The 25,069-nt window shown below is 72.0% G+C and carries 8 protein-coding genes; all 8 read left to right on the forward strand.

Annotation, left to right across the window (positions count from 1 at the left end; genetic code table 11):
• Positions 1–673 precede the first annotated feature (673 nt).
• The 8 genes from ACZ7KI_RS26145 (at position 674) to ACZ7KI_RS26180 (ending at position 25,033) form a co-directional block, all read left to right on the forward strand.
• Positions 674–4,111 (forward strand): beta-ketoacyl synthase N-terminal-like domain-containing protein, encoded by a 3,438-nt coding sequence (locus ACZ7KI_RS26145; RefSeq protein ID WP_470275709.1) that lies wholly within the window; start codon positions 674–676, stop codon positions 4,109–4,111.
• A complete protein-coding gene (locus ACZ7KI_RS26150; protein ID WP_470275710.1) occupies positions 4,108–7,554 on the forward strand; it encodes an acyl carrier protein in 3,447 nt (1,148 codons plus the stop codon). The genes ACZ7KI_RS26145 and ACZ7KI_RS26150 overlap by 4 nt, the downstream gene beginning before the upstream one ends.
• Positions 7,555–7,742: 188 nt before the next feature.
• The gene (locus tag ACZ7KI_RS26155) at positions 7,743–13,067 is read left to right on the forward strand and encodes a type I polyketide synthase (RefSeq protein ID WP_470275711.1); all 5,325 of its coding nucleotides are present in this window, start codon (positions 7,743–7,745) and stop codon (positions 13,065–13,067) included.
• Positions 13,068–13,079: 12 nt separating this feature from the next.
• Positions 13,080–16,118 carry a non-ribosomal peptide synthetase gene (locus ACZ7KI_RS26160; protein WP_470275712.1) on the forward strand — a complete coding sequence of 1,013 codons (3,039 nt, stop codon included), beginning with the start codon at positions 13,080–13,082 and terminating at the stop codon, positions 16,116–16,118.
• Positions 16,115–21,550 (forward strand): non-ribosomal peptide synthetase/MFS transporter, encoded by a 5,436-nt coding sequence (locus tag ACZ7KI_RS26165; protein ID WP_470275713.1) that lies wholly within the window; start codon positions 16,115–16,117, stop codon positions 21,548–21,550. The genes ACZ7KI_RS26160 and ACZ7KI_RS26165 overlap by 4 nt, the downstream gene beginning before the upstream one ends.
• The gene (locus ACZ7KI_RS26170) at positions 21,547–22,818 is read left to right on the forward strand and encodes an ATP-grasp domain-containing protein (RefSeq protein WP_470275714.1); all 1,272 of its coding nucleotides are present in this window, start codon (positions 21,547–21,549) and stop codon (positions 22,816–22,818) included. The genes ACZ7KI_RS26165 and ACZ7KI_RS26170 overlap by 4 nt, the downstream gene beginning before the upstream one ends.
• Positions 22,815–24,092, forward strand: a complete 1,278-nt coding sequence (locus ACZ7KI_RS26175) for an ATP-grasp domain-containing protein (RefSeq protein WP_470275715.1) — start codon at positions 22,815–22,817, stop codon at positions 24,090–24,092. The genes ACZ7KI_RS26170 and ACZ7KI_RS26175 overlap by 4 nt, the downstream gene beginning before the upstream one ends.
• A complete protein-coding gene (locus ACZ7KI_RS26180; RefSeq protein WP_470275716.1) occupies positions 24,089–25,033 on the forward strand; it encodes a TauD/TfdA family dioxygenase in 945 nt (314 codons plus the stop codon). Before ACZ7KI_RS26175 ends, ACZ7KI_RS26180 begins: the two co-directional genes overlap by 4 nt.
• Positions 25,034–25,069 lie beyond the last annotated feature (36 nt).

Here is a 25,069-nt window from a genome sequence, read left to right on the forward strand (position 1 = left end):
TTTGCCGGGTTTCGCGAAGGGGTCGTGAGTGATTCGGGTCGTTCTACCCCTCTTTGCCACTTGCGACCCCACGCAGAACCGTACATAAAGGCATCAATCGGACACTCATCCGCCCAGCCATGTCCCTTGTGGACACTGGAGCCGTGCGACTCTCGTGATCCACGCTCGGCGGCGGTCGCGGCACCGGGGTGAAGCCAAGCTCGGCCGACCCTGGCGCGAGTCAGTGAGCGCCTGGGGTGTCAACCACATCACCGCCCTGAACAAGTTGCATGAACGCGACCTCCTCGCATGAGGCGGTGCGATCCGGGCCGTAATTCTGAATCGATTTCGGTGAATTCGCTGTCGGTTTTCGTTGCGGTATTCCGTGGCACAGTGTCGGTTAATATCTGACACATTACCGAGCGTAATCGATCGAGTGTCCATTGTGCCCGAAAAATCGAGCACGAAATGTGGACCAGTTCGCGGATTGGGCCGAAAGACGTGGTCAGCTGCTGCTTGTGGTCCAAGATCGTAGGCTGTTCGGCCTAAATCAAAGGAATTCGTATTCCTCGGCGCGGCCGGTCGTCTTAACCTTGCGTAATTCTTCACCTGAATGGTCACTGGGGAGCGAGATGAAGTCCACGCCGTTGTTGTCGCGCGCCCGAAAAACCTCGGAGCGACTGCTCGACGCCCGATGACACAAGCCGGTTGCGTCAGCCGATTCGACGTACACGCCCGGCAATCGCCTGACCGGATCGCGGTCTTCGAGCACGGCGCCGGGGTCACCTACGCCCGGCTCGCCGGGCTCGCGGGCGGCCGCGCGCTGCGGTTGCGCGACGCCGGTGTCCTGCCGGGGGAGCGGGTCGGGCTCGTCACCGCGCACGGCAGCGCCGCGATCGCGGCCATCTTCGGCACCCTCGCCGCGGGCTGCACCTACGTCCCGCTCGATCCGACGTTCCCCCGGGAGCGCCTCGAGTACCAGCTCGCCGCCGCGCGGGTGACCGCCGTGCTCGCGGATCCGGAGTACGTAGAGCTGGCGGAGTCCTTGTGCCGCAACGGATCCGCGCGGCTCGTGCGCTCGGGCACGGAGACCGTGCCGCTCCCGGTGCCCGCATCCGATTCGGACGGTCCGGCGTACGTGCTGTTCACCTCCGGGTCCACCGGCAGGCCGAAGGCCGTCGCACAGACGCACCGCAACCTCCTGCACGTCGTCGACAACCAGATCGCCGCGCTCGGCATCACCTCGGCCGACAGGCTCAGCTTGCTCGCGTCGTTCGGCTTCGACGCGGCGATCCCGGACCTGTACCCGGCACTGCTCAGCGGTGCCGCGCTCGTGCCGGTCGACCTGCGCGCGTACGGCCTCGCCCACGCCGCGCGCGAGCTGGCCAGGCACGAGGTGACCGTCTACCACTCGACGCCCACGGTCTACCGGCATCTGCTCGACGTCCTCGGCGAGACCGGTCTGCCGTCGGTGCGGACGGTGCTGCTCGGCGGCGAGCAGGCCACCCACGCCGACGTCCGCCGTGGCCGGTTCGCGCCGGAGTGCGTGTTCGTCAACGGCTACGGCGCCACCGAGGTGACTTTCGCCGCGCAGTACCGGACGACCGCCGCCGAGCTGGACCCGGACGCCGACGGGCCGCTGCCGATCGGGCGCGCGCTGCCCGGATTCACCCTCGCCGTGCTGGACAGCGGAGAACTCGAAGTGCGCGGGCGGTACCTCGTCGACGGCTACCTCGACCAGCCGAGCCCGGCGTTCGGGGTGACCGCCGACGGCGGCCGTCGTTACCGGACCGGCGACCTCGGCAGGCTGCTGCCGGACGGGAACCTCGTCTGCCTCGGCAGGCTCGACCGGCAGGTCAAGGTCCGCGGCTTCCGGGTGGAGCTGACCGAGATCGAGGCCCGGCTCGCCGAACAGCCCGGCGTGGCCGAAGCCCGCGCGATCGTGCGCGACGGTGACCTGCTCGCCTACGTGACCGCGGCGGGCCCGCGTCCGGACGGCCGGATGCTGCGGGCCGCGCTGGCGGACGTCCTGCCGGGTTACTCGGTACCCGCGGCCGTCGCGGTGCTGGACGGTTTTCCGGTGACCGTCACCGGAAAACTCGACGAACGGGCGCTGCCGGACCCGCGGGCGGCCGCGACCGTCCCGGCCGAGCGGCTGACCCCGGCCGAGGAACGCGTGCACCGGATCTGGTGCGCGGTGCTGGGCCGTGACCGGGTCGGGCGCACCGAGGCGTTCTTCGACGCCGGCGGCGACTCGTTGCGGCTCGGCCGGGTGCAGGCGCGGCTGGCCGACGAGTTCGGCGTGGACGTCCCGCTGCTCGCCCTGTTCGAGCGCACGACGATCGCCGGACAGGCCGCCTGGCTTACGGAGTCCACTTCGGACACTCAGTCGCCGGTGACCACAGAGGAGCAGGCTGGGGACCTCATCGCCGTCGTCGGGCTGGCCTGCCGGTTCCCCGGCGCGCCGGACGCCGCCTCGTTCTGGTGGAACCTCTGCGCGGGCGTCGACTCGATCCACGACTACGCGGACGACGAGCTGGCGGCGCTGGGCATCGGGCCGGGCCTGCGGGCCGACCCGGCGTACGTGCGGGCGGGTGGCCGGATCGAGGGGGTCGAAGACTTCGACGCCGGGTTCTTCGGGTTCACCGCCGACGAGGCCGCGCGGACCGACCCGCAGCACCGGCTGTTCCTCGAGACGGCGTGGCAGGCGCTCGAGGACGCGGGACGCGACCCCGCCGCCGAGACCGGGCCGGTCGGGGTGTTCACGGCCACCTCGGTGAACCGCTACTTCCTTTTCCACCTGTTCGGCAACCCGGCGGTGACCGGTGATGTCGACCCCGACGACTGGGAGGGGCGGCTGACCGGACGCCAGCTCTCCGACCACCTGCCTGGTCAGGTCGCCTACCGGCTCGGGCTGACCGGACCCGCGGTGGCCGTGCAGAGCGCGTGCTCCAGTTCGCTCGCGGCGGTGGCCCTGGCCGCGCAGAGCCTCGCGGACTACCGGTGCGACGTCGCGCTGGCCGGCGGGGCGAACGTGACGTGGCCGCGGTACCGCGGCGGCGGGCTCGTGTCGCCGGACGGCCGGTGCCGTGCGTTCGACGTCGCCGCGGCGGGTGCCGGGTTCAGCTCGGGCGCCGGGGTGGTCGTGCTGCGGCGGCTGGCGGACGCGCTGGCCGACCGCGACCACGTCTACGCCGTGCTGCCCGGCTGGGCGATCACGAACGACGGCCCGGACCGAGCGGGTTACGCCGTGCCGGGACCGGCGGGGCAGGCGGCCGCGGTGGCCGAGGCACTGGCCGTCGCCGAGGTCGCCCCGGACGAGGTCGCGCTCCTCGAAGCCCACGGCAGCGGCACCCCGCTCGGCGACGCGATCGAGGTGGCCGCGCTCAACCGCGTCTACCGGGCCGCGCCGCCGGAAACGTGCGCGCTGGGCTCGGTGAAGACGAACATCGGGCATCTCGACGCGGCGGCCGGCATCGCCGGGTTGATCAAGGCCGTGTTGTCCGTGCGGCACGGCGTCATCCCGCCGAGCCTGCACTTCACGGCGCCGCATCCGGAGGTCGACCTGGCCGGCGGCCCCTGGTACGTCCCGGCGAAGGCCGCCGACTGGCCCGCTCGCGAGCGGCGGGTGGCCGGGGTCAGCTCGTTCGGCATGGGCGGCACGAACGTGCACGTGATCGTGGAGGAGGCCCCCGCCGCCCCACCACGGCAGGCTGCGAGCGGTCCGTTCGTGCTGCCGGTGTCCGCGCGTGACGCGAAGGCGTTGCGCGAGGCGGTTTCCCGGCTGCGCGAGCGGCTCGCCACGGACGCGCCGGATCTCGGGGACACGGCGTACACGCTTGCGGTCCGGCGGGCGTTCGCGTGCCGGGCCGCCGTGGTGGCGGACTCGGTCGAGTCGGCGATCGTCGCGCTCGATGCGGTGCTGGCCAACGGAACCGACGTCGAAGGCCCGCCCGGGCCGGAGCGGGACTTGGCCGTGCACTGGGTCGGATGCGGCGAGATCGAATGGGGAGCGGACGGCGATCCCGGCCGCGTCCCCTTGCCGGGTTATCCCTTCCAGCGGGAGCGGTACTGGATCGACCCGCCCCCTCACCGCAGCCACCACACAACCGACCAGGAGATCCCTCGGTGACCGACACCTTGCCCGTCGCGGGCGGCCACGGCCCGCCACTGTCCTATCCGGACACCACGCTCACCGGGCTGATCCTCGCCCAGGCCGCGCGCACCCCGGACGCCGTCGCGGTCCGGCAAGGTGACGCCCGGCTCACCTACCGCGAACTGGTCGCGTCGGCGACCGGCGTCGCCCGGCTGCTGCGAGCCCGGGGCGCGGGTCCCGGCGCCCGCGTCGGCGTCTGCGCCGACCGGCGGCCGGAGCTGATCTCGACCGTCGTGGGCGTGCTGCTGTCCGGGGCCGCCTACGTGCCGCTCGAACCCGGGGGCCCGAAGACGCGGCTGACCGAAATCGCTACGGACGCCGGGGTCTCCCTCGTCGTCGGTGACCGCGCGCGGGCCGAATTCGGTGCCACGGAAGGCATCGAGGCCCTCGACGTGCCCACGCCCGCGGACGGGCCCGTCGACTGTCCCGCCGGGCCGGACGACCTCGTCCACCTCCTCTACACCTCCGGCTCCACCGGACGGCCCAAGGGCGTGCTGACCAGTCACCGCAACGTGGTCGCGTTCGTCACCGGGTTCGCCGCCGCTCTCGGGCTCCGGCCCGGCATGCGGACACTCGGCATCTCCTCGCCCGCCTTCGACGCCTTCACCATGGACGTGTTCGTCCCGCTCGCGCACGGCGGATCGGTCCAGCTCGCCGGCGCCGCCGACCGGGCCGACCCCGAGCGGCTGCGGCGGTTCCTCGTCGAGCACGACGTCGAGTGGGGCTTCGTCACGCCGACGCTGCTGTCCATGGTGGACCCCGCGGCCGTTCCCGGCTGGCGCGTCGTCGCCTGTGGTGGCGAGCCGGTGCCCGCGGACCTCGCCGCGCGCTGGCTGCCGGGCCGCCGGTTCTTCAACGCCTACGGCCCGACCGAGACCACCGTCGTGGTCGTCACCGACGAGGTCACCGGCATCCCCGCCGACCCACTGCCGCTCGGCCGCCCGACGCCGAACCACCGCGCCTACGTCGTGGACGGCGAGCTGCGGCCGGTCGCGCCCGGTGAGATCGGCGAGCTCGTCATCGGCGGCCCCGGCCTCGCGCTCGGCTACCTCGGCAGCCCGGAGCTGACCGCCGCGAAGTTCATCGACGACCCGATGACGCCCGGGGAACGGCTCTACCGCACCGGTGACCTGGTCCGCGAGCTACCCGACGGCCGTCTCGAGTTCGCCGGCCGCGCCGACCGCCAGGTGAAGGTCCGCGGCCAGCGCATCGAGCTCGGCGAGGTGGAGGCCGCGCTCACAGCTCATCCGGACGTCGACGCCGCCGCCGTGGCCGCGGTCGCCGGGCCGGGCGGAACGCGGCTGGTGGCCTTCGTGGCACCGGCGTCCGCACCGTCCGATGTGGACGAACTCGGGCGGGACCGGCTCACCGAGGCGATGCGCCCGGCCGCGGTCCGGGTGCTCGACCGCCTGCCGGTCAACCCGGTCACCGGCAAGATCGACCGGCCCGCGCTGCGCGACCTCGCCGAAGCGGCGCTGGTGGGGCAACGGGAGGACCTCGGCCCGCTCGGCACCCCGGCCGAACGCGCGGTCGCGGCCATCTGGCGGCGGGTGCTCGGCGATAGCGCCGGGACAGATTTCCTGGCATCGGGCGGGAACTCGATCGCCGCGATGCGCCTGGTCGCGGCGCTGCGGGCGGAGCTGGCGGCGGACGTCGCCGCGGAGGACGTCTTCGACGGCGGCACTCTCGACGGGCTCACCCGGCGGGTCGCGGCCGCGCCGCCGCTGACCGGACCGGGGCTGACCACCGGGCACCCGCCCGCGCTGTCCCCGGCGCAGCGGCGGTTGTGGTTCCTCGACCGGCTCGCCCCGGACGCCGCGCCGTACAACATCGCGATGGCGTTCCAGTTGACCGGCGCGCTGGACGTCGACGCGCTGCGCCACGCCTTGCGCGCGGTCGCCGAGCGGCACGACGTGCTCCGCTGGCGGATCCGGGCCGTCGACGGCGTGCCACTGGCGGATCGCCTGCCGTCGGCGGACGTTCCGCTGCCCGTGGTGCCGGTGACCGAGGACGGGCTACGGGCCCGGCTGGCCGCCGACGCCGCGACGCCGGTGCACCTCGACCGCGAGGCTCCCTGGCGCGTGCGGCTCTACCGGCTCGGCGAGACCGAGCACGTACTCGGCTTCACGTTGCATCACGCGGTGTTCGACGGCTGGTCGCAGGATCTGCTCTGCGCCGATCTGTCGGCGGCCTACCGGGGTGAGCCGTTGCCGCCGCCGGTGGCGTCCTATGCGGACTACGCGGTGTGGCGGGCCGGACGCGACGAACGCCGGGAGGCCGTGGACGTCGCCTGGTGGACCGGACATCTCGCCGGTGCACCGGCCACAGTGGATCTTCCACGGGACCGGCCGCGCCCGGCCGTGCAGACCTATCGGGGCGCGAGCCTGCGTCAGTCCTTTTCGGACGGGACCGCCGAGTCGGTCCGGTCACTGGCCGCCCGCACCGGCACGACGCGCGCCGGGGTGCTGCTCGCCGCGTTCGGCCAGCTGCTGCGGCGGCTCACCGGCGCGACCGACCACCTGGTCGCCACGGTCGTCGCGGACCGGCAACTCGCCGAGTTCCAAGAGGTCGCGGGATTCTTCGTCGACATCGTGCCGGTGCGGCTGCGGGCCGACGACGCCGCGGACTTCGCGACGCATGTCCGCGACGGCGGCGCGGAACTCCTCGCCACGACCGCGCATCCGGCCGCGCCGGTCGAGCGGCTCGTCGAGGCGCTCGGTGTGCCCCGCGATCCCGCGCACGCCCCGCTCGTGCAGGTGATGTTCAACGTCCTGAACTTCGCCGAGCCGCGGCTGGACCTGCCCGGCGTGGCCTCGGCGTGGCTGCCGGTCGACAAGCCGGGGTCGCCGTTCGACCTCACGGTGTACGTCCACGACGACGGCGTCGAACTGCTGTACAACCCGGACCTGTTCGACCACGTCCGGATGGCCGGGCTCGCCGAGGACTACGTCGCCCTGCTCGCCGCGCTGGCCGCGGCGCCGGACGCGCCGGTCGGGACGAAGGTGCCGGAGCTGCCGCGGGCGGGTGTCCGCACCGCCGCGGCCGCCGCGGCGGTGCGCGTCCAGGCACGGCCGGCGTCGGTGACCGCGGACCCGGCGGCGCTCGCCGCGACCGAGGCCGTGATCGCCCGTGCCTGGTGCGACGTCCTCGGCGTCGCCGAAGTCGGGCATACCGACAACTTCTTCGACGTCGGCGGGCATTCGCTCGCGCTGGCCCGGGTGCACGCCCAGGTCACCGCCCGGCTCGGCCGCCGGATCCCGATGGTCGACCTGTTGAGCCATCCCACCGTCCGCGCCCTCGCCGCGCATTTGCACTCCGGCGGCGCCGCGTCCCCGGAACTGGCCCGCGCCGCCGAGCGCGTCGCCGCCCGCCGCGGCCGCACCCAGACCAGAAGACCCCGTAGCACCGCCGGCCCTTGAGGCCTGTCGGCGGAGCTGCGACGTGCCTCGCGAAAGAGACCTAACGCGTGAACCCGCCCCGGCCGAAGGCCCCGCTATCGCGGTGGCGGGGCGCCTCTGCCGCCAACGTGAGAGGTACGACCAGATCGCGCCCTGCCGACGCGATCGCGGACGCGGGTTCACCAACAGAAACTGATAGGAGCACCACCGTGAACCACCTCCCCGAAACCGGCACCGGCGATCCCGGAGCCGAACCGATCGCGATCGTCGGACTGGACGTGCGCGTACCCGGCGCGCGTGACGCGCGGCAGTTCTGGCGCAACCTCGTCGACGGCGTCGAGTCGATCGTGCCCGCCACCCGCGAGGAGATGATCGCCCGCGGCGCCGAAGAGGCCACTGTGGACGATCCGAGCTGGGTGAACGCCACCGCCGTGGTCGACGGCTTCGACGAGTTCGACGCCGAGTTGTTCGGCATGACCAGCCGCGAGGCCGAGATCACCGACCCGCAGCATCGGCTGTTCCTCCAGTCGTGCCACGCCGCGCTGACCGACGCGGGCTACGACCCGGCCCGCTTCGACGGCGCGATCGGCGTCTACGGCGGGTCAGGGGGCACCGGCTACCTGAAGGAGAACCTGCTGCGCAACGAGCGGATCATGGCCTCGCAGCACGGTGGTATCGGCATCTCGACCGGCAACCAGCCAAGCTACCTGACGACCTCGGTGTCGTACAAGCTCGACCTGCGCGGCCCGAGTCTCGCGGTGTTCACCGCCTGCTCGACGTCCCTGGTCGCGGTGCACCTGGCCTGCGAGGCGCTGCGCAACGGCGAATGCGACATGGCGCTGGCAGGCGGGGTCAACCTGGAGATGCCGCACGGCATCGGCTACATGGGCGTCGAGGGCTTCACCTCGCCGGACGGCCACGTGCGCGCGTTCGACGCCGGTGCCAACGGCACGGTCTGGAGCAGTGGCGCCGGGGTCGTGCTGGTGAAACGGCTGTCGCAGGCGATCGAGGACGGTGACCACATCCGGGGCGTCGTACTGGGCAACGCGATCAACAACGACGGCGCCACCAAGGTCGGCTTCTCCGCGCCCAGCGTGTCCGGGCAGACCGAGGCGATCGCGCAGGCCGTCGGCATGGCCGGGGTCGACCCGCGCACCATCGGTTACGTCGAGGCGCACGGCACCGGCACCGCGCTGGGCGATCCGATGGAGATCACCGCGCTGTCCACTGTGTACGGGAACGGGGTCACCGACACCGGCTGGTGCGCGATCGGCTCGGTGAAGTCCAACATCGGCCACCTGTCGCAGGCGGCGGGTGTGGTCTCGCTGATCAAGGCCGTGCTCGTCATGGAGCACGGGCTGATCCCGCCGACCATCAACTACCACGAACCCAACCCGGGTATCGACTTCCCGGCGAGCCCGTTCTACCCGGCGCGTGTGGTGACGAAGTGGGAGGCAGGCCCGGCGCCGCGGCGGGCGGGTGTCAGCTCGTTCGGCGTCGGCGGCACCAACGCGCACGTCGTGCTGGAGGAGGCGCCGGTACCGCAGCGGTCCCGACAGCCGCATCCGGCGCACCTGCTACGGGTGTCGGCCAACACCGAGGAAGCCCTCTCGGCCGCGGTCGACCAGTTGGCCGAGCGGCTGGCCGGGGACGTCGACCTCGATCTCGCCGACGTGGCACACACCTTGGCCGCCGGACGCACCGAATACCCGCACCGCGCGATCGTCGTCGCCCGTGACTCCGAGGACGCTGTCGACGGGCTGCGGGACCCTCGGCGCCTCGTGTCCGCGCAGGCCGGTGAGACGAACGTGGCGTTCCTCTTCCCCGGGCAGGGTTCCCAATACGCCGGGATGGGCGCCGAGCTGTACCAGGCCGAGCCGGTGTTCGCCGCGGCCGTCGACGAATGCCTGCGGCTGCTCGAAGCCGAGCTGCCGGAGCTGCGCGAGCTGATCTTCGGACGCGGTGGCGAGCAGGCGCTGCGGGAAACCCGCGTGACCCAGCCCGCGCTGTTCGTCGTCGAGTACGCGCTGGCGAAACTGTGGCAGAGCTGGGGCGTGTGGCCCGCGGCGATGATCGGTCACTCGGTCGGCGAGTACGTCGCCGCCACCGTCGCCGGGGTCTTCACCCTGCCGGACGCGCTGAACCTGGTCGCCACGCGCGGCCGCCTGATGCAGTCGATGCCGGCCGGGGCCATGCTGGCCGTCCAGCTCGACGAGGAGAGCGTCGCCACGCGGCTGCCGGGCACTCTCGCGGTCGCCGGGGTGAACGGGCCCGGCACGTGTGTCGTGGCCGGAGCGTCGGACGCGGTCGCCGACTTCGCGGCGACGCTCAAGGCCAGCGGCGTGCAGTGCCGCGAGCTGGTGACCTCGCACGCGTTCCACTCGCCGATGATGGACCCGATCCTCGCCGAGTTCACCAAGGCCGTCGCCGCCGTCTCCCGCACCGCGCCCGCGCTGCCGTTCCTGTCGAACGTCACCGGCGACTGGATCACCGACGCCCAGGTCACCGATCCGGCCTACTGGGCTTCCCACCTGCGTCAGGCCGTCCGGTTCGGTGACTGCGTCAAGAACCTGTTCGCGCGCGGCGGACGCTGGGCGCTCGTCGAATGCGGCCCGGGTCATCAGCTATCCGGGCTGTCGCGTGGCCAGGTTCCGAAGGGGATGCCGGCGCCGCAGCCGAGCCTGCCAGGTCGTACCGAGCGCATCGGCGACGTCGAAACGCTGTACGTCGCGGCCGGTCTCTTGTGGACGAACGGGGTTTCTATTCAGCCGCGGACGTTCGGCCACCGGGTACCGCTGCCCGGCTACCCGTACGCGCGCAAGCGATACTGGGTCGACCCGGACCCGATCACGGCCACCCAGCCCGCGCGGCGGAACGGTCCGCTGCCCCTGTCCGAGTGGTTCGCGGTCCCGGCGTGGCGGCAGGCGGAACCGGATCTGAGACGCGAGCCCTTCGCGGACGCGCTCGTCTTCGCCGCCGACGACGTCCTGCCCGGACTGCTGCGTGACGCGGGAGTGACGGTCACCGAGGTGCGTCCCGGCGACGGATTCGCCGCGACGGAGACCGGTTTCACCGTCCGGCCCGGGGTACGCGAGGACTACGACGCGCTCGTGGCCGCGCTGCCCGCCCGCCCCGAGCGGGTCGTGCACGCCTGGACGCTGGCCGGGGACGAGCGCGGCATGGCCGCACAGGATCTCGGGTTCTTCAGCCTGCTCAACCTCGTCCAGGCCTGGGGTGAGCCGGTGCGGATCGACGTGGTGAGCACCGGCACCGCCGACGTCACCGGCACCGACCTGACCCGCCCCGAGCACGCGACCCTCGCCGGCATCGCGAGGGTGGTGCCGCTGGAGGTCGCGGGCACGGTGGTGCGCCGGATCGACGTGGATCTCCTGCAGGACACCGTCGCCGAGCTGTTCCGCCCGGCCGACGCGGCGGCCGAGGTCGCGCTGCGTTCCGGCCGTCGCTGGGTGCTGGACCACACCCAGATCGAACTGCCCCCGGCCGCCGAGCCGGTGTTGCGTGACGGCGGCCGGTACCTGATCACGGGCGGGACCGGCGGCATCGGCATCACACTCGCCGAGGACCTCGCCCGCCGGCTACGGGCGAAGCTCGTGCTGCTCGCCCGCGCCGGGCTGCCGCCGCGGGAGGAGTGGGACGCGCACCTCGCCGCGCACGGCGGCACCGATCGCGCCGGGCGCACCATGCTCGCCGTGCGGCGGATGGAGGCCGCGGGCGCGGTGGTGCACGTCGTCGCCGCCGACGTCACCGACGCGGCGCGGCTGTGCGAGGTGCGTGAGCTGGCCGAGCGCGAGTTCGGCGGCCTCGACGGGATCGTGCACGCCGCCGGGATGCCCGGCGGCGGCGTCGCGGAGGTGAAGGAGCGGGCCGCGGCCGAGGCCGTGCTGGCCCCGAAGATCGCCGGGACGCTGGCGCTGGCCGAGGCGTTCGCCGACCTGCCGATGGACTTCGTCGCGCTGTGCTCGTCGATCACCGCGGTGGTCGGCGGCATCGGGCAGGTCGATTACTGCGCCGCCAACAACTTCCTCGACGCCTACGCGCGGGGCGGCCACGGCTGGCGGGCGCGGCTGGTCTCGCACGCCTGGGGAGGCTGGGACGAGGTCGGCATGGCCGCGGAGGTGGCCGCGCCGACCACGATCCGTACCGCCCGGTCGCGGTCGCTCGGCCCGGTCGGGCATCCCGTGCTCACCACGCGTACCGAGGACGGCGCGCACGGGCTCGTCTCGGCGGCCACGCACTGGCTGCTCGACGAGCACCGGATCGCCGGGGTGCCGGTGGTGCCAGGCACGGGACATCTGGAGACCGTCCGCGCGGCGGTGGCCGCGGCGCTGCCGAAGCCCGGTGACGGGTATGTCGTCGAACTGCGGGACGTCGCGTTCCTGGAGCCGTTCGGCGTCCCGGACGGCGCCACCGCGGAGTACCGCGTGGAGTTCGACGGCGACGACTTCACCGTGACCAGCCACATCGCCGGTGCGAGCCGGACCCACGTGCGCGGCTCCGCCGGGTGGGTCGCGCCCGAGCCGACGTCCACTGTGGACATCGAGACGGTGACCGGGCGGACCGAGCCGATCGACGACGGGCACGGCTTCGGCACCGGTCGCACCAGCATGGTCACCTTCGGCCCGCGCTGGGCGGCGCTGCGCGAACACCGCATCGGCGCACAGGAGGAGCTGGCCACGATCACGGCTCCCGACGCGGCGGCGGGTGACGCCGGCGCGTGGGAGCTGCACCCGGCACTGCTGGATGTCGCCACGGCGTTCGGCCGCGGCCGGGGGAGCGGCACCTATCTGCCGATGAGCTACGGCCGGATCGTCGTCCACGACGCGCTCCCGGCGAGTTTCCGCAGCCACCTGCGCTACCGCGACTCCGGCGGCGACCAGGTGGTGGCGGCCGACCTCTCGCTGTGCGACGACACCGGCCGCGTGTACGTCACGATCGAGGACTTCGTGCTGCGTCAGGTGGATCAGGACGCCGTCGGCGGCGGTCTCACCTCGGCGTCTCCTGTGCCCGCAGTGTCCACTATGTCCACTGTGGACAAGACGTCGACCGGGATCCGGCCGGTGGACGGCGCCGAGGCGTTCGTCCGGGCGCTGGCCCCCGGCCTCGGCGGGCAGGTGGTGATCAGCACCCTGCCGGTGCGGGAGCTGATCGAGTACCGGGTCAGGGCCGAGGAGCTGGACGAACCCGGCGAGGCGCCGGTGAAGGTGTCGGACGACGACTACGTCGCCCCGCGCACCGATCTGGAAGCCGAGATCGCCCGTCAGTGGACCGAGCTGCTCGGCGTGGAGAAGATCGGCGTGCACGACGACTTCTTCGCCCTCGGGGGCAACTCGCTGGTCGCCATCCAGCTCATCGCCCAGGTGCGCAAAGCCACCGGCACGCGGCTGGCGATGAAGACGCTGTTCGAAGCGTCCACAGTGGCCACTCTGGTCGAGCGGATCGAGGAGCTGCGTGCCGACAAGGCCGAGGCGCCGGCCGAACCCGCCCGGACCACCATCCCGAAGCTCGAGCGCTGAGAACAGGAAATCATGAGCGACACGAAGGAATGGACGTTCCCGGCCTCGTTCGGGCAGGAGCGGATCTGGCTGTCCGGCCAGCTCGACCCGGCGTCCCCGGTGTACAACCTGCACTGCCAGGCCCGGCTGGACCGCCCGCTGACCGCGGCGCAGTGGCGCACCGCGCTCGGCGTCATCGCCGGGCGGCACGAGGCGCTGCGCACGTCGTTCCGCATGGACGGCGGCGCGCTCATGCAGGTGGTGCACGCCGAGGTGCCGATCGAGCCCGAGGTGCACGACCTGCGGGACCTGCCGGCCGACGCCCGCGCCGACCGGCTCGCCGAACTCGTCGGTGAGGTGTCGCGCGAGGCCATCCCGCTCGACTCGCCGCCGCCGTGGCGCGCCCAGGTGTGCCGCACGGCCGACGACGAGTGGGTGCTCACGTTCGTCGTGCACCACACCGTGTTCGACGCCGGCTCGGTGCTGGTGCTGAGGGCCGAGTTGAGCGAGGCGTGCGACGCCGTGTTCGAAGGCCGCGAGCCGAAGCTGCCCGAGCTGGCCATCCAGTATCCGGACTACTCGGCCTGGCAGCGCGGGCAGCTCGAAACCGCGGGCGAACAGCTGGACTACTGGCGGAAGCAGCTCGCCGGACTCCCGCCGGTGCACGGGCTGCCCACCGACCGGCCGCGGCCGTCGGACCTGACGTTCGCCGGTGATCAGGTGGACTTCGCGCTCCCGGACGGGCTGATCGACCGGGTCGGCGAGCTGGCCCGGGAGCTGTCCGCATCACCGTTCATGGTGCTGCTGGCCGGTTACACGGCGCTCCTTTCGCGACTGTCCAGAGTGGACGACATCGTCGTCGGCGTCCCGGTCGCCGGTCGCGACCTGCCCGAGCTGGCCGATCTGATCGGCATGTTCGTCAACCAGATGGCCGTGCGTATCGACTGCTCGGGCGCACCCGCGTTCACCGACCTGGTCGGCAGGGTCCGGACCACGCTGCTGGAGGCGATCGACCACAGCCAGGTGCCGTTCCAGGTGGTCGCCGAGGCGGCCGGGATCGAGCGAGACCCCGGCGTGCAGACCCTGTATCAGCTCGGGTTCAACTTCCTGCCCGACTCGGGACTGGAGCCGATCCGCTCGGCCACCGCGAAGGACGACATCGCGATCGACCTGACCGCTGTGGACGGTCGGCTCGTCTATCGGACCGACCTGTTCGACCGCGAGACCGCCGAAGCCGTGGCCGGGCGGTACCTGCGGTTGCTGACCGCGGCGCTGGCCGAACCGGCTCAGTCGGTCGCGGATCTGCCGCTGTTGTCGGACGCCGAGCGAGAGCTGGTCCTGACGGGATGGAACCCGACGGATCTGTCCACTTCGGACAGCGAGACCGTGCACGCCCGGTTCGAGGCCCAGGTGCGGTTGACGCCGGACGCGCCCGCCGTGGACTTCGGCGGGGTTCGCCTGACGTACGCGGAGTTGAACGCGCGAGCCAACCGTGTCGCCCACCGGCTGCGCGAATTGGGCGCCGGTCCCGGCACCGTCGTCGGCGTCTGTGTGCCGAACTCGGCAAATCTCCTGACCGGTGTGCTCGGGGTGTTGAAGAGCGGTGCGGCTTACGTCCCGCTCGACCCGGCCAACCCGGCCCTGCGGCAGGCGCTCATCCTCGCGGACGCCGGTGTCCCGTTCGTACTGGTCACCGGAGAGTCCACACTGGACACCAAGACACTGGCGCTGGACGACCCGGGCGAGTGGTCCGCCGCGGCCACCGAAGACCCCGTACCGGCTGCCGGGCCGGGCGACGTCGCCTACGTGATCTACACGTCGGGCTCGACCGGGCGGCCCAAGGGCGTCGAGGTCGAGCACCGGGCCGTCGACACGTACCTGGCGTGGGCGCGTGAGGCATACCCCGGCCTGACAGGACGGGCGTTGCTGCACACGTCGCCGTCGTTCGACCTCACCGTGACGACGCTGCTCGGCACCCTCACCGCCGGGGGCGCGGTGGTCGACGGCGGTCGCCCGACGTTCGTCAAGGCGACCCCGACACACCTCGCCGTCCTCGCCGAGGAGCTGTTCCCGACGGGTGAGCTGGTGCTCGGCGGCGAAGCGCTGACCGCCGAGGCCGTTCAGCCGTGGCGGGAACGGCACCCCGGGACGCTCGTCGTCAACGAATACGGCCCGACCGAGGCCACGGTCGGCTGCGTCGTGCACCGGATCGAACCTGGTGACGAGCTGCCGTCCGGACCGGTCCCGATCGGCCGTCCGGTGCCCGGCACCCGCGTGTACGTCCTCGACGAACGGCGGCAGCCGGTGCCGCCGGGCGTCCCGGGCGAGCTGTACGTCGCCGGGCCGCAGCTGGCCCGCGGCTACCTCGGGCTGCCGGACCAGACCGCCGGGAAGTTCATCGAGGGCCCGTTCGGCCGGATGTACGCCACAGGCGACCTTGCCCGCTGGCGCCGCGACGGCACGCTCGACTACCTCGGCCGCATCGACGAGCAGGTGAAGCTGCGCGGCTACCGCATCGAGCCCGGCGAGGTCGAAGCGGCGCTGCGCGAGCTGCCGGAGGTGCGGGACGCGGCCGTGGCGGTGCGCGGCGACGCGCTCGTCGGCTATGTCGTCGGCAGCGCGGAGGGTGCGGCCGAGGCGCTGCGGAAGACGTTGCCGGACTACCTGGTGCCGACCCGGTTCGTGACGCTCGACGCGCTGCCGATGGCGGCCAGCGGCAAGCTCGACCGGGCCGCGTTGCCGGATCCCGAACCCGGCGAGGCGACGGCGTACGTCGCGCCTCGGACCGCGGCCGAGGAACTCGTCGCCGAGGTGCTCGGCGAACTGCTCGGTATCGAAGACCTCGGCGTGCACGACGATTTCTTCGCCCGTGGCGGCAACTCCCTGCTGGCGATCCGCGCGATGGCCCGGCTCCGCAAACAGATCGAGGTCGACATCCCGGTGCGGGGGCTGTTCTCGCTCACCACCGTCGCCGGGCTCGCCGCCGAGATCGAGCGGCGGCTCGCCGAGGACCTCGACCAGCTCAGCGACGAAGAGGTCCAGCGCCAGCTGGCCGAAGGCGAGCTCTCATGACCACGATCGACGAGACCAGCAGCGCGGCCGCGCGCCGCGCCCTGCTCGAACAGCGGCTGCGACGGCGCACGGAGAAGGCCGCGACGATCACGCCGCGGCCTGCCGACGCCGTCGTCCCGCTGTCGTATCAGCAGGAACGCGTCTGGTTCATGGAGCAGTTCGCGCCGGGCACCGGGTCCTACCACATCCCGGTGCCGATCCGGCTGACCGGCAGACTCGACGTCGCCGCGCTTCAGTCCGCTTTGGACAGTCTGCCGGTGCGGCACGAAGCACTGCGGATGCGCTTCCCGGCCGGGGACGACGGACAGCCGACCGTCCACATCGAACCCTTGGTCACGGTAAGTCTGTCTATTGTGGACAGCGGAAGTGAGGAAGCGGCCCGTGCCGCCGTCGACGCCGCCGCGGCCGAGACGTTCGACCTGGCCACGGGTCCGCTGCTGCGCGCGACCCTGGCCAGGGTGTCCGACGAGGAGCACCTGCTTGTCCTGTGCACGCACCACATCGTGGGTGACGGCTGGTCGGTCGACCTGCTGCTGCGTGACCTCGCCGCGCAGTACCACGCCCTGAGCGCCGGTGGCACGGCCGAGCTGCCCGCGCTGGCCATCGGCTACGGCGACTTCGCGCACTGGCAGCGCCGCACGCTCACCGGTGGTGAACTCGACCGGCAGCTGGAGCACTGGCGAGCGCAGCTCGCCGGGGTCGAGCCCCTGGAGCTGCCCACCGACCGGCCCCGGCCCGCCAAGCAGAGCTTCGACGGCGCGATCCACGAGTTCTTCGTCGAGCGCGACCTCGCCCGTGCCCTCGGCGAGCTGAGCCGCGGGCACGGAGTCACGCTTTTCATGACCCTGCTGGCCGCCTACCAGGTGCTGCTGGCGCGGTACTCGGGCCAGGAGGACTTCGCGATCGGCTCGTCGTCGGCCGGACGCGGCCTGCCCGAACTGGAGGGCGTGGCAGGCATGTTCATCAACATGCTGCCCCTGCGTGCCCAGCTGGCGGGCGACCCGACGTTCGCCGAGCTGCTCGGCCGCACCCGGCGGCACGTGCTGGACGCGTTCGACCACGCCGACGTCCCGTTCGAGCGGCTGGTGAACGCGCTCGGCGTGCCCCGCGACGTCAGCCGCTCGCCGGTGTTCCAGGCGATGTTCGTGCTGCAGAACTACGAGATGGGCCGGATGGGCGCGGCCGGGAAGTCCGCTGTGGACTTCCGCTGGCTGCCGATGGACTTGCCCGCGACGCGGTTCGACTTCGAGTTCCACGCGATCGAGGTCGAAAGCGGGCTGATCGGCAAGTTCGTGCACAACACCGCGCTGTTCACCGCGGACACGGTCGCCGGGATGGCCGGACGGCTGGTCACGCTGCTGCGCTCGATCGTCGCCGATCCGGATCGGCGACTGTCCGAATTGGACATCCTCGACGCGGGACAGCGCGAACTCGTCCTGGAGCGCTGGAACGCCACGGCGGCCGAGTTCCCGCAGACCACGCTGCACGCGCTCGTCGAGGAGCAGGCCGCCCGGACGCCGGACGCGCCCGCGGTGACCTTCCGCGGCACGTCGCTGACCTATCGCGCGCTGGACGAGCGGGCCAACCGGCTCGCGCACCGGCTGCGTGGCCTCGGCGTCAGGCCCGGCGTGCTCACCGGTGTATTCGCGCACCGGTCGTTCGAGCTGGTCGTCGCGCTCCTCGGCGTGCTGAAAGCCGGGGGCGCGTACGTCCCGCTCGACCCGGAGTACCCGGCCGACCGGCTGGCGTTCATGCTGCGGGACGCGGCCGCGCCCGTCGTGGTGACGCAGGCGGCGTTGCGCGAAACGCTGGGTTTCCAGTGTGACGCGACCGTTGTTGTCGTAGACGATCCTGCTGAGACGGCGGGGCAGCCGAGCACCCCGCTCGAACTGCTCGCCGGACCGGAAGACCCGGCGTACGTCATCTACACCTCGGGCTCCACCGGCCAGCCGAAAGGCGTGCCCAACGGTCACCGCGGCATCGTCAACCGGCTCGACTGGATGCAGCGCGCGTACTCCCTCGACCAGACCGATTCGGTGCTGCAGAAGACCCCGGCCGGTTTCGACGTGTCGGTCTGGGAGTTCTTCTGGCCACTGATCACCGGCGCGCGGCTCGTGCTCGCCGAACCCGGCGGCCACAAGGACGCCGCGTACCTGCGTGAGCTGCTCGCGTCCGAAGGCATCACCACCGCGCACTTCGTGCCGTCGATGCTCACGCTTTTCCTGGCGGGAGAAGGCGTCGAGACCTGCACGGCGCTGCGGCGGGTCGTGTGCAGCGGGGAGGAACTGCCGCTCGACGCCGCCCGCGAGTTCACCCGGCGGCTGCCGGACTGCGAGCTGCACAACCTCTACGGTCCGACCGAAGCCGCGATCGACGTCACCGCCTGGCACTGCACGCCCGCCGCGCTCGCCGAGGTCGCGTCGGTGCCGATCGGGGCGCCGATCCAGAACATCCGGATCTATGTCCTCGACCGGGCCGGGCGGCCCTGTCCGGTCGGCGTGCCCGGCGAACTGCACATCGCCGGTGTCGGCCTGGCCCTGGGCTACCACAACCGTCCCGAATTGACGGCTGAACGGTTCGTCCCCGATCCGTTCCACAGTGGACGGATGTACCGCACCGGCGACCTCGCGCACTGGCGTCCGGACGGGACGATCGCGTTCCTCGGCCGGATCGACCACCAGGTCAAGCTGCGCGGTTTGCGCATCGAGCTGGGGGAGATCGAGACGACCTTGCGTGCCCAAGCGGGGGTGCGCGACGCCGCCGTGATCGTCCGCGAGGACACGCCGGGGGACAAGCGGCTGGTCGGGTACGTCGTCGGCGACGCCGAGCCCGGCGCGCTGCGGACGGCGCTCAAGCAGAGCCTCCCGGACTACATGGTCCCGCCGTCGTTCGTCACGCTCGACGAGCTACCGCTCACCCCGAACGGCAAGCTCGACCGCAAGGCGCTGCCCGCCCCGGTCGCGTCCCGGGACGCGACCAAGGAACTGGTCGCGCCGTCGACCCCGGCCGAGCTCCTGCTGGCCGGGATCTGGCGCGACGTGCTCAAAGTGGATGAACTGGGCGTCGACGACGACTTCTTCGACCTCGGCGGTCATTCGATGCTGGCCACCCAGGTGGTGGCGCGGATCGGCAAGGCGGACGCCGGCCAGGTCGGTGTCATGGACCTGTTCCAGCACCGCACGATCCGCGAACTGGCGTCCTTTATGGAGGGTGACACCACCGACCGGCCGCGTCATCTGCTGTACGAGCTGACCAAGCCGGCGAAGCAGCGGACGCTGACTTACGTCTGCTTCCCCTACGGCGGCGGCAGCGCGATCGTCTACCAACCGCTGGCCGACGCGCTCCCGGAGGGGTACTCGCTCTACTCGGTCGCCATTCCCGGCCACGATGTCGGGCTGACCGAAGAGGCCCTGCCCTTCGACGACCTGGTCGAACGGCTGGCCGACGAGATCCTCGACCGCGTCGACGGCCCGCTGGCCATCTACGGCCACTGCGGGGTCGGCAACGCGCTCGCCGTCGGCGTCGCCCGGCTGCTCGAAGAGCGTGGCCGCGAGCTGGAGGTCGTCTACATCGGCGCGATCTTCCCGTTCGCCCGCATGAAGGGCGCGGTGGGCACGCTGCGCACCCGGCTGGAGAAGCTGCGCAGCAACCGGTACTACTCGAACTGGCTCAAGGGCATGGGCGTCGACACCGACGACCTCGACCCGGCGCAGGCCGATCGGATCATCACGAACATGCGCGCCGACAGCCGCGCCGCCGAGGAGTACTTCAGCGGTCTGCTCGACGCCCGCGTGGCCAAGCTGCGCGCGCCGATCGTGTCGGTGGTCGGCTCCGAGGACCCGGTCACCGACTACTACACCGAGCGGTACCGGGAATGGGAGTTCCTCACCGACACCACCGGGCTCGTGGTGCTCGACCGGGCCGGGCACTTCTTCCTGCGCTACCGGGCCGACGAACTCGCGGAGATCGTCACGCGCGTGCACCCGGCGCTGGACGATCCCGGCGAACTCGACGTCCGGGCCCGCGGCGAGGACGCGGGCTGGGCGGTGCACGAGACCCACCAGGCAGAAGTGGACGACAAACCCACGGTGCGGCCGAGTATGGCCCGGTTCGTCACGATCACGGTCGGACAGCTGGTGTCCTCGACCGGCTCGGCGCTGACGTCGTTCGCGGTGCCGATCTGGCTTTACACCCGCACGGGTTCGGTCGCCGACCTCGGCCTGCTGTGGGCGCTCGCGCTGCTGTTCGGCGTGCTCGTCCTGCCGGTGGCGGGCGCACTGGTCGACCGCGGCGACCGGCGGCGGATCATGATCGCGGCCAGCGGCGTCGCGGGCGGGATCCAGCTGATACTGGCGTTGCTGCTGATCACCGGGCACGTTCAGCTGTGGCTGTTCTACCTGTTGATCCCGCTCGGGTCGGTGGCCGCCTCCTTCCAGCGCATCGCCTATCAGTCGTCCGTGGCCCAGCTGGTGCCGAAGCAGTACCTCGGGCACGCGATGGGCCTCGCGCAGCTGTCCACCGGGTTCGCCCAGCTGCTGATGCCGGTGCTCGCGGCCGGGTTGCTGGCCGCGATCCAGCTCTCCGGCATCCTGATCCTGGACATGGCGAGCTACGCGTTCGCGATCGTGGGCCTGCTGCTGGTGCGGTTCCCGGATCTCATGGGCTGGCGCCCGCGCGAACCGCTGCTGACGGCGATCGCGGGCGGGCTGCGGTACTCGTGGAACCACCGCGGCTTCCGCACGATGCTGCTGTACTTCGCGCTGGCGAACGTCTTCCTTGCCCCCGCGCTGGTGCTGGTCTCGCCGCTCGTGCTGTCGTTCGGCTCGGTCACCGACGTCGCGCAGGTGGCGCTGGCGGAGGCCCTCGGCGCGGTGGCGGGCGGGATCGGGATGGCGCTGTGGGGCGGCCCTCGGCACCGGCGGATGGTCGGCGTGCTGATCGGCAACATCGGGATCGCGCTCGGCAGCCTCGTGATGGGCCTGCGGCCGTCGCTGATCGTCGTCGCGGCCGGGGTGTTCCTCCTCGCCGCCGCGATGTCCGTGTCACAGGGCATCTACGCGACGCTGGTGCAGGTCAAGGTGCCGCAGCGGTTCCACGGCCGGGTGTTCGCGATCAACCAGACGATCACCTGGTCGACGCTGCCGATCGGGTTCGCCGTGCTGGCGCCGCTGGCCGTCGGCTGGTTCTCGCCGCTGCTGGCGCCGGACGGCGCACTGGCCGGGTCGGTCGGCGCCGTGCTCGGCACCGGCGAAACCCGGGGCATCGGGCTCGCCTATGTCGTCTTCGCGCTGGTCCTGCTGCTGATCAACATCGGCGGGTTCTCGCTGCGGCTGCTGCGCCGGTTCGACACCGAGGTGCCCGATTCGCTGCCCGACGATCTGGTGGGGGCGCAGGAACGGGAGCGCAAGCTCGCCGGGAAGGAAGCCGCATGAGTACGGCAGTGCTGGTGAGGGAGGCCCGCGGGCATTGGGTCGGCGAGGTCGCGCCGTGGATGCGGGCGGCCGGGCACCGCGTGGTGCTGCTCGCCCCGCCGATGGACGCGGCCGAGCGGGCCGCGCTGGCCGGTGTGGTGGACGACGTCGTCGCGCTCGACGACGTCCACGATCCGGAAGCCGTCGCGGCGAAGGTCCGGGAGATCGACGGCGGCGCACTGGCCGGCCTCTTCACCGGGTCGGACGGCGCCATCGCGAGCACCGCCAGCGCCGCGGAGCTGCTCGACGTGGCGCGCTGCCCGGCGTCGGTGTTCGCCTTGTGCGCGAACAAGTTCGCGGTCCGGGAGGCCCTCGCCGCGGCCGGGCTGCCCGGACCCGCCTACGCCCTGATCTCGTCGGCCGCCGAGGCGGAGTCGGTGGCTTCGGCGGTCGGATTCCCGGCGATCGTCAAACCGGTCAACGGGGCGGGCAGCAACCTCATCCGCACCGTGTCCACTGTGGACGAACTGGCGGCCGCGTACGAGCTGCTGGCCGCACGGCTGCCCGAGTCCGCGGACCCGCGCTACCACCGTCCACTGGGGACACTGGATCCTTCGGCGACGTTCCTGGTCGAAGGATTCCTGTCCGGCCCGGAGTACGCGGTGGACGTCCTGGTCCGTGACGGTGTGGCCGAGCCGATCGAGATCCTCGACAAGCCGCTGATCGACGAGCGGAAGTTCGAGCTGGCGCTGTCGTGCCCGCCCGCCGGGCTCACCGCCGACCGGGCCGAACTGGTCACCGAGGCGGCGGCCGCCGCCGTCCGCGCGCTGGGTCTCGACAACACCTGTGCCCACATCGAGCTGATCGACGACGTCGACCGCGGCCCGACGATCGTCGAGGTCAACGCGGGCAGGCCCGCCGGGTCGATCATGCCGCTGCTGGCGAAGCTGCGCACCGGCATCGACGTGTTCGCCGAGCTGGCGGCGCTCGCGGTCGGCGCTCCGCCGCCGGTGCGGGAACCCGCGAAACTGCCGATCCCGCTGGGGATGCTGATCCTCTACGCGGCCGGTTCGGGCCGGTTGACCGGCATCGGCGGGCTCGACGAGATCGCCGAGTTGCCCGAGGTGATCGACGTCGTCACCACCGTCGCGCCGGGACAGGTGCTCACCGACGAACAGGAGACCTACGCGGTCAACCTCGTCGTGGCCGGGTTCGCCGATCACGACGACCTCGCCGCCCTGCACGCCGAGGCGAGCAAGCTCGTCCGGCTGGAACTGGAGGACGTGTGAACACCGCGTTCGTGGTCCGGGAGACCGCGGGACAGTGGATCGCCGACGTCGTGGCCGCCGTGCACGCGACCGGCTTGCGGGCCGAGCTGGTCACCCAGCCCTTGGAGCCGGCCGAGCAGGCACAGCTGACGGAACTGGTGGACGGCTTCGTTTTCGTCGATGACGTCCGTGACGCCGAAGCCGTCGCCGAGGCCATCCGGGTGCGGGACGACCGTCCGGCCGGGGTGGTGACCGCCGCCGAGGGGATCATCGCGAGCGTCGCCCGTGCGGCCGAGCTGCTCGGTGTCGCTCGCTGCCCGTCGTCGGTGTTCACCTTGACACACAACAAGTTCGCGGTCCGGCAGGCGCTGGCCGCCGCCGGGTTGTCAGGACCGCGCTGCGCGCTGATCTCGTCGGCCGCCGAGGCGGAGTCGGTGGCTTCGGCGGTCGGGCTCCCCGCGATCGTCAAGCCGGTGAACGGCGCGGCGAGCAACCTCGTGCGCACGGTGTCCACTGTGGACGAGCTGGCGGCGGCGTACCGGCTACTGGCCGAGCGATTGCCGCTGTCGGAGGACACCCGGTACCACCGGCTCGTCGGTGGTGGACCGTCGCCGGTCGACCCGACGAAGGTCTTCCTCGTGGAAGGCCTGTTGCGTGGGCCGGAATACGCGGTCGACGTCCTCGTTCGCGACGGCGTCGCGGAACCGGTGGCCGTGGTGGAGAAGCCGCTGATCGACGAGCGCAAGTTCGAGCTGGGCATGGTCTGCCCACCGCTCGAACTGTCCGAAGAGGACACCGCACGGCTGTTCGCGGCGGCGAAGGCCGCAGCGCTCGCGCTGGGCCTGAACGACACCTGCGCTCATCTGGAGTTGATCGATGACGTCGAGCTGGGCCCGACGATCGTCGAGGTGAACGCGGGCCGCCCGGCAGGCGGCGCCCAGCCGGTGCTGCTGAAGCTCGCGACCGGCGTCGACGTCATCGCCGAAGCCGTGTCGCTGGCACTGGGCACACCACCGCCCGCGCGAGGCGTGGGCCTGCCGGTACCGGTGGGTTACCTGATCTTCTACGCCGAGGGCACCGGGCGGCTGGTCCGGGTCGAGGGCACCGACGAGGTCGCCGATCTGCCCGAGGTCCTGGAGGTCGTCACGATCGTGCGCCCCGGCCAGCTGCTCACCGACGACCAGGAGATCTACGCGGTGAACGTCCTCGCCGCGGGGTTCGCCGACACCGAAGACCTCGCCGCGCTGCACGCCGAGGCCGCCAAACTGATCCGATTCGAACTGGAGGAGTCATGACCGCCGAACTCGCGGCGAACCTCGACAGCGCCCACCACGTCGAGGGCAACGAACACACGAAGCTCACCGTGTACGCGGCCACGGGCCTGGACTGGGTCCGCGCGCACCGCGAAGCGCTGCAGGACCGCTTGCGTGAGCACGGCGCGATCCTGTTGCGCGGGATGCCTGCCGACCTGGCGGTGTTCAACCAGGTCACCGAGGAGATCGGCGGCTCGCTGCTGACCTACACGGAACGGTCGACGCCGCGATCGGCGGTGTCGGGCAACATCTACACCTCGACGGAGTACCCGCCCGCCGAGTCGATCCCGATGCACAACGAGAACTCGTACTCGGCGCACTGGCCCGCCCGCCTGTTCTTCCTGTGCGACACGGCCGCCGAAACCGGCGGCGCGACGCCGATCGCCGACAGCCGCGCGATGTACCGCCTGCTGCCGGAGGACCTGCGCGAGCGGTTCGCGGGCGGCGTCACCTACGCACGGGCGTTCCGCGAAGGCCTCGGGCTGACCTGGCAGGAGGCGTTCCAGACCGACGACCGCCAGGCGGTGGAGGACTACTGCACCGGCAACGGGCAGACCTACGAATGGACCGACGAGGGCCTGCGCACGCGGCACGTGCGTCCGTCCTTTGTGGAGGAACCGCACACCGGCGCGACGGTGTGGTTCAACCAGGCCAACCTGTTCCATGTCTCGAGCCTGGGGGAGGAGGTCAGCGAGGCGCTGCTGGAGCTGTACCCCGAGGAGGACCTGCCCCGCAACGCGTACTTCGCCGACGGCTCGCCGATCCCGGAGGCGGACCTGGCCACGATCAAGGCGGCCTACGACGAGGTCAGCTACGCGTTCCCGTGGCAGCCGGGCGACATCATGGTGATCAACAACATGCTGATGGCCCACGGACGCGAACCGTTCACGGGCAAGCGGCGGACCCTGGTCGCGATGACGTGACCTGACTCGGCCTTCGAGGACGGCGACGGCCCGGTG

It is taken from the genome of Amycolatopsis sp. NPDC039088 (assembly GCF_055598845.1).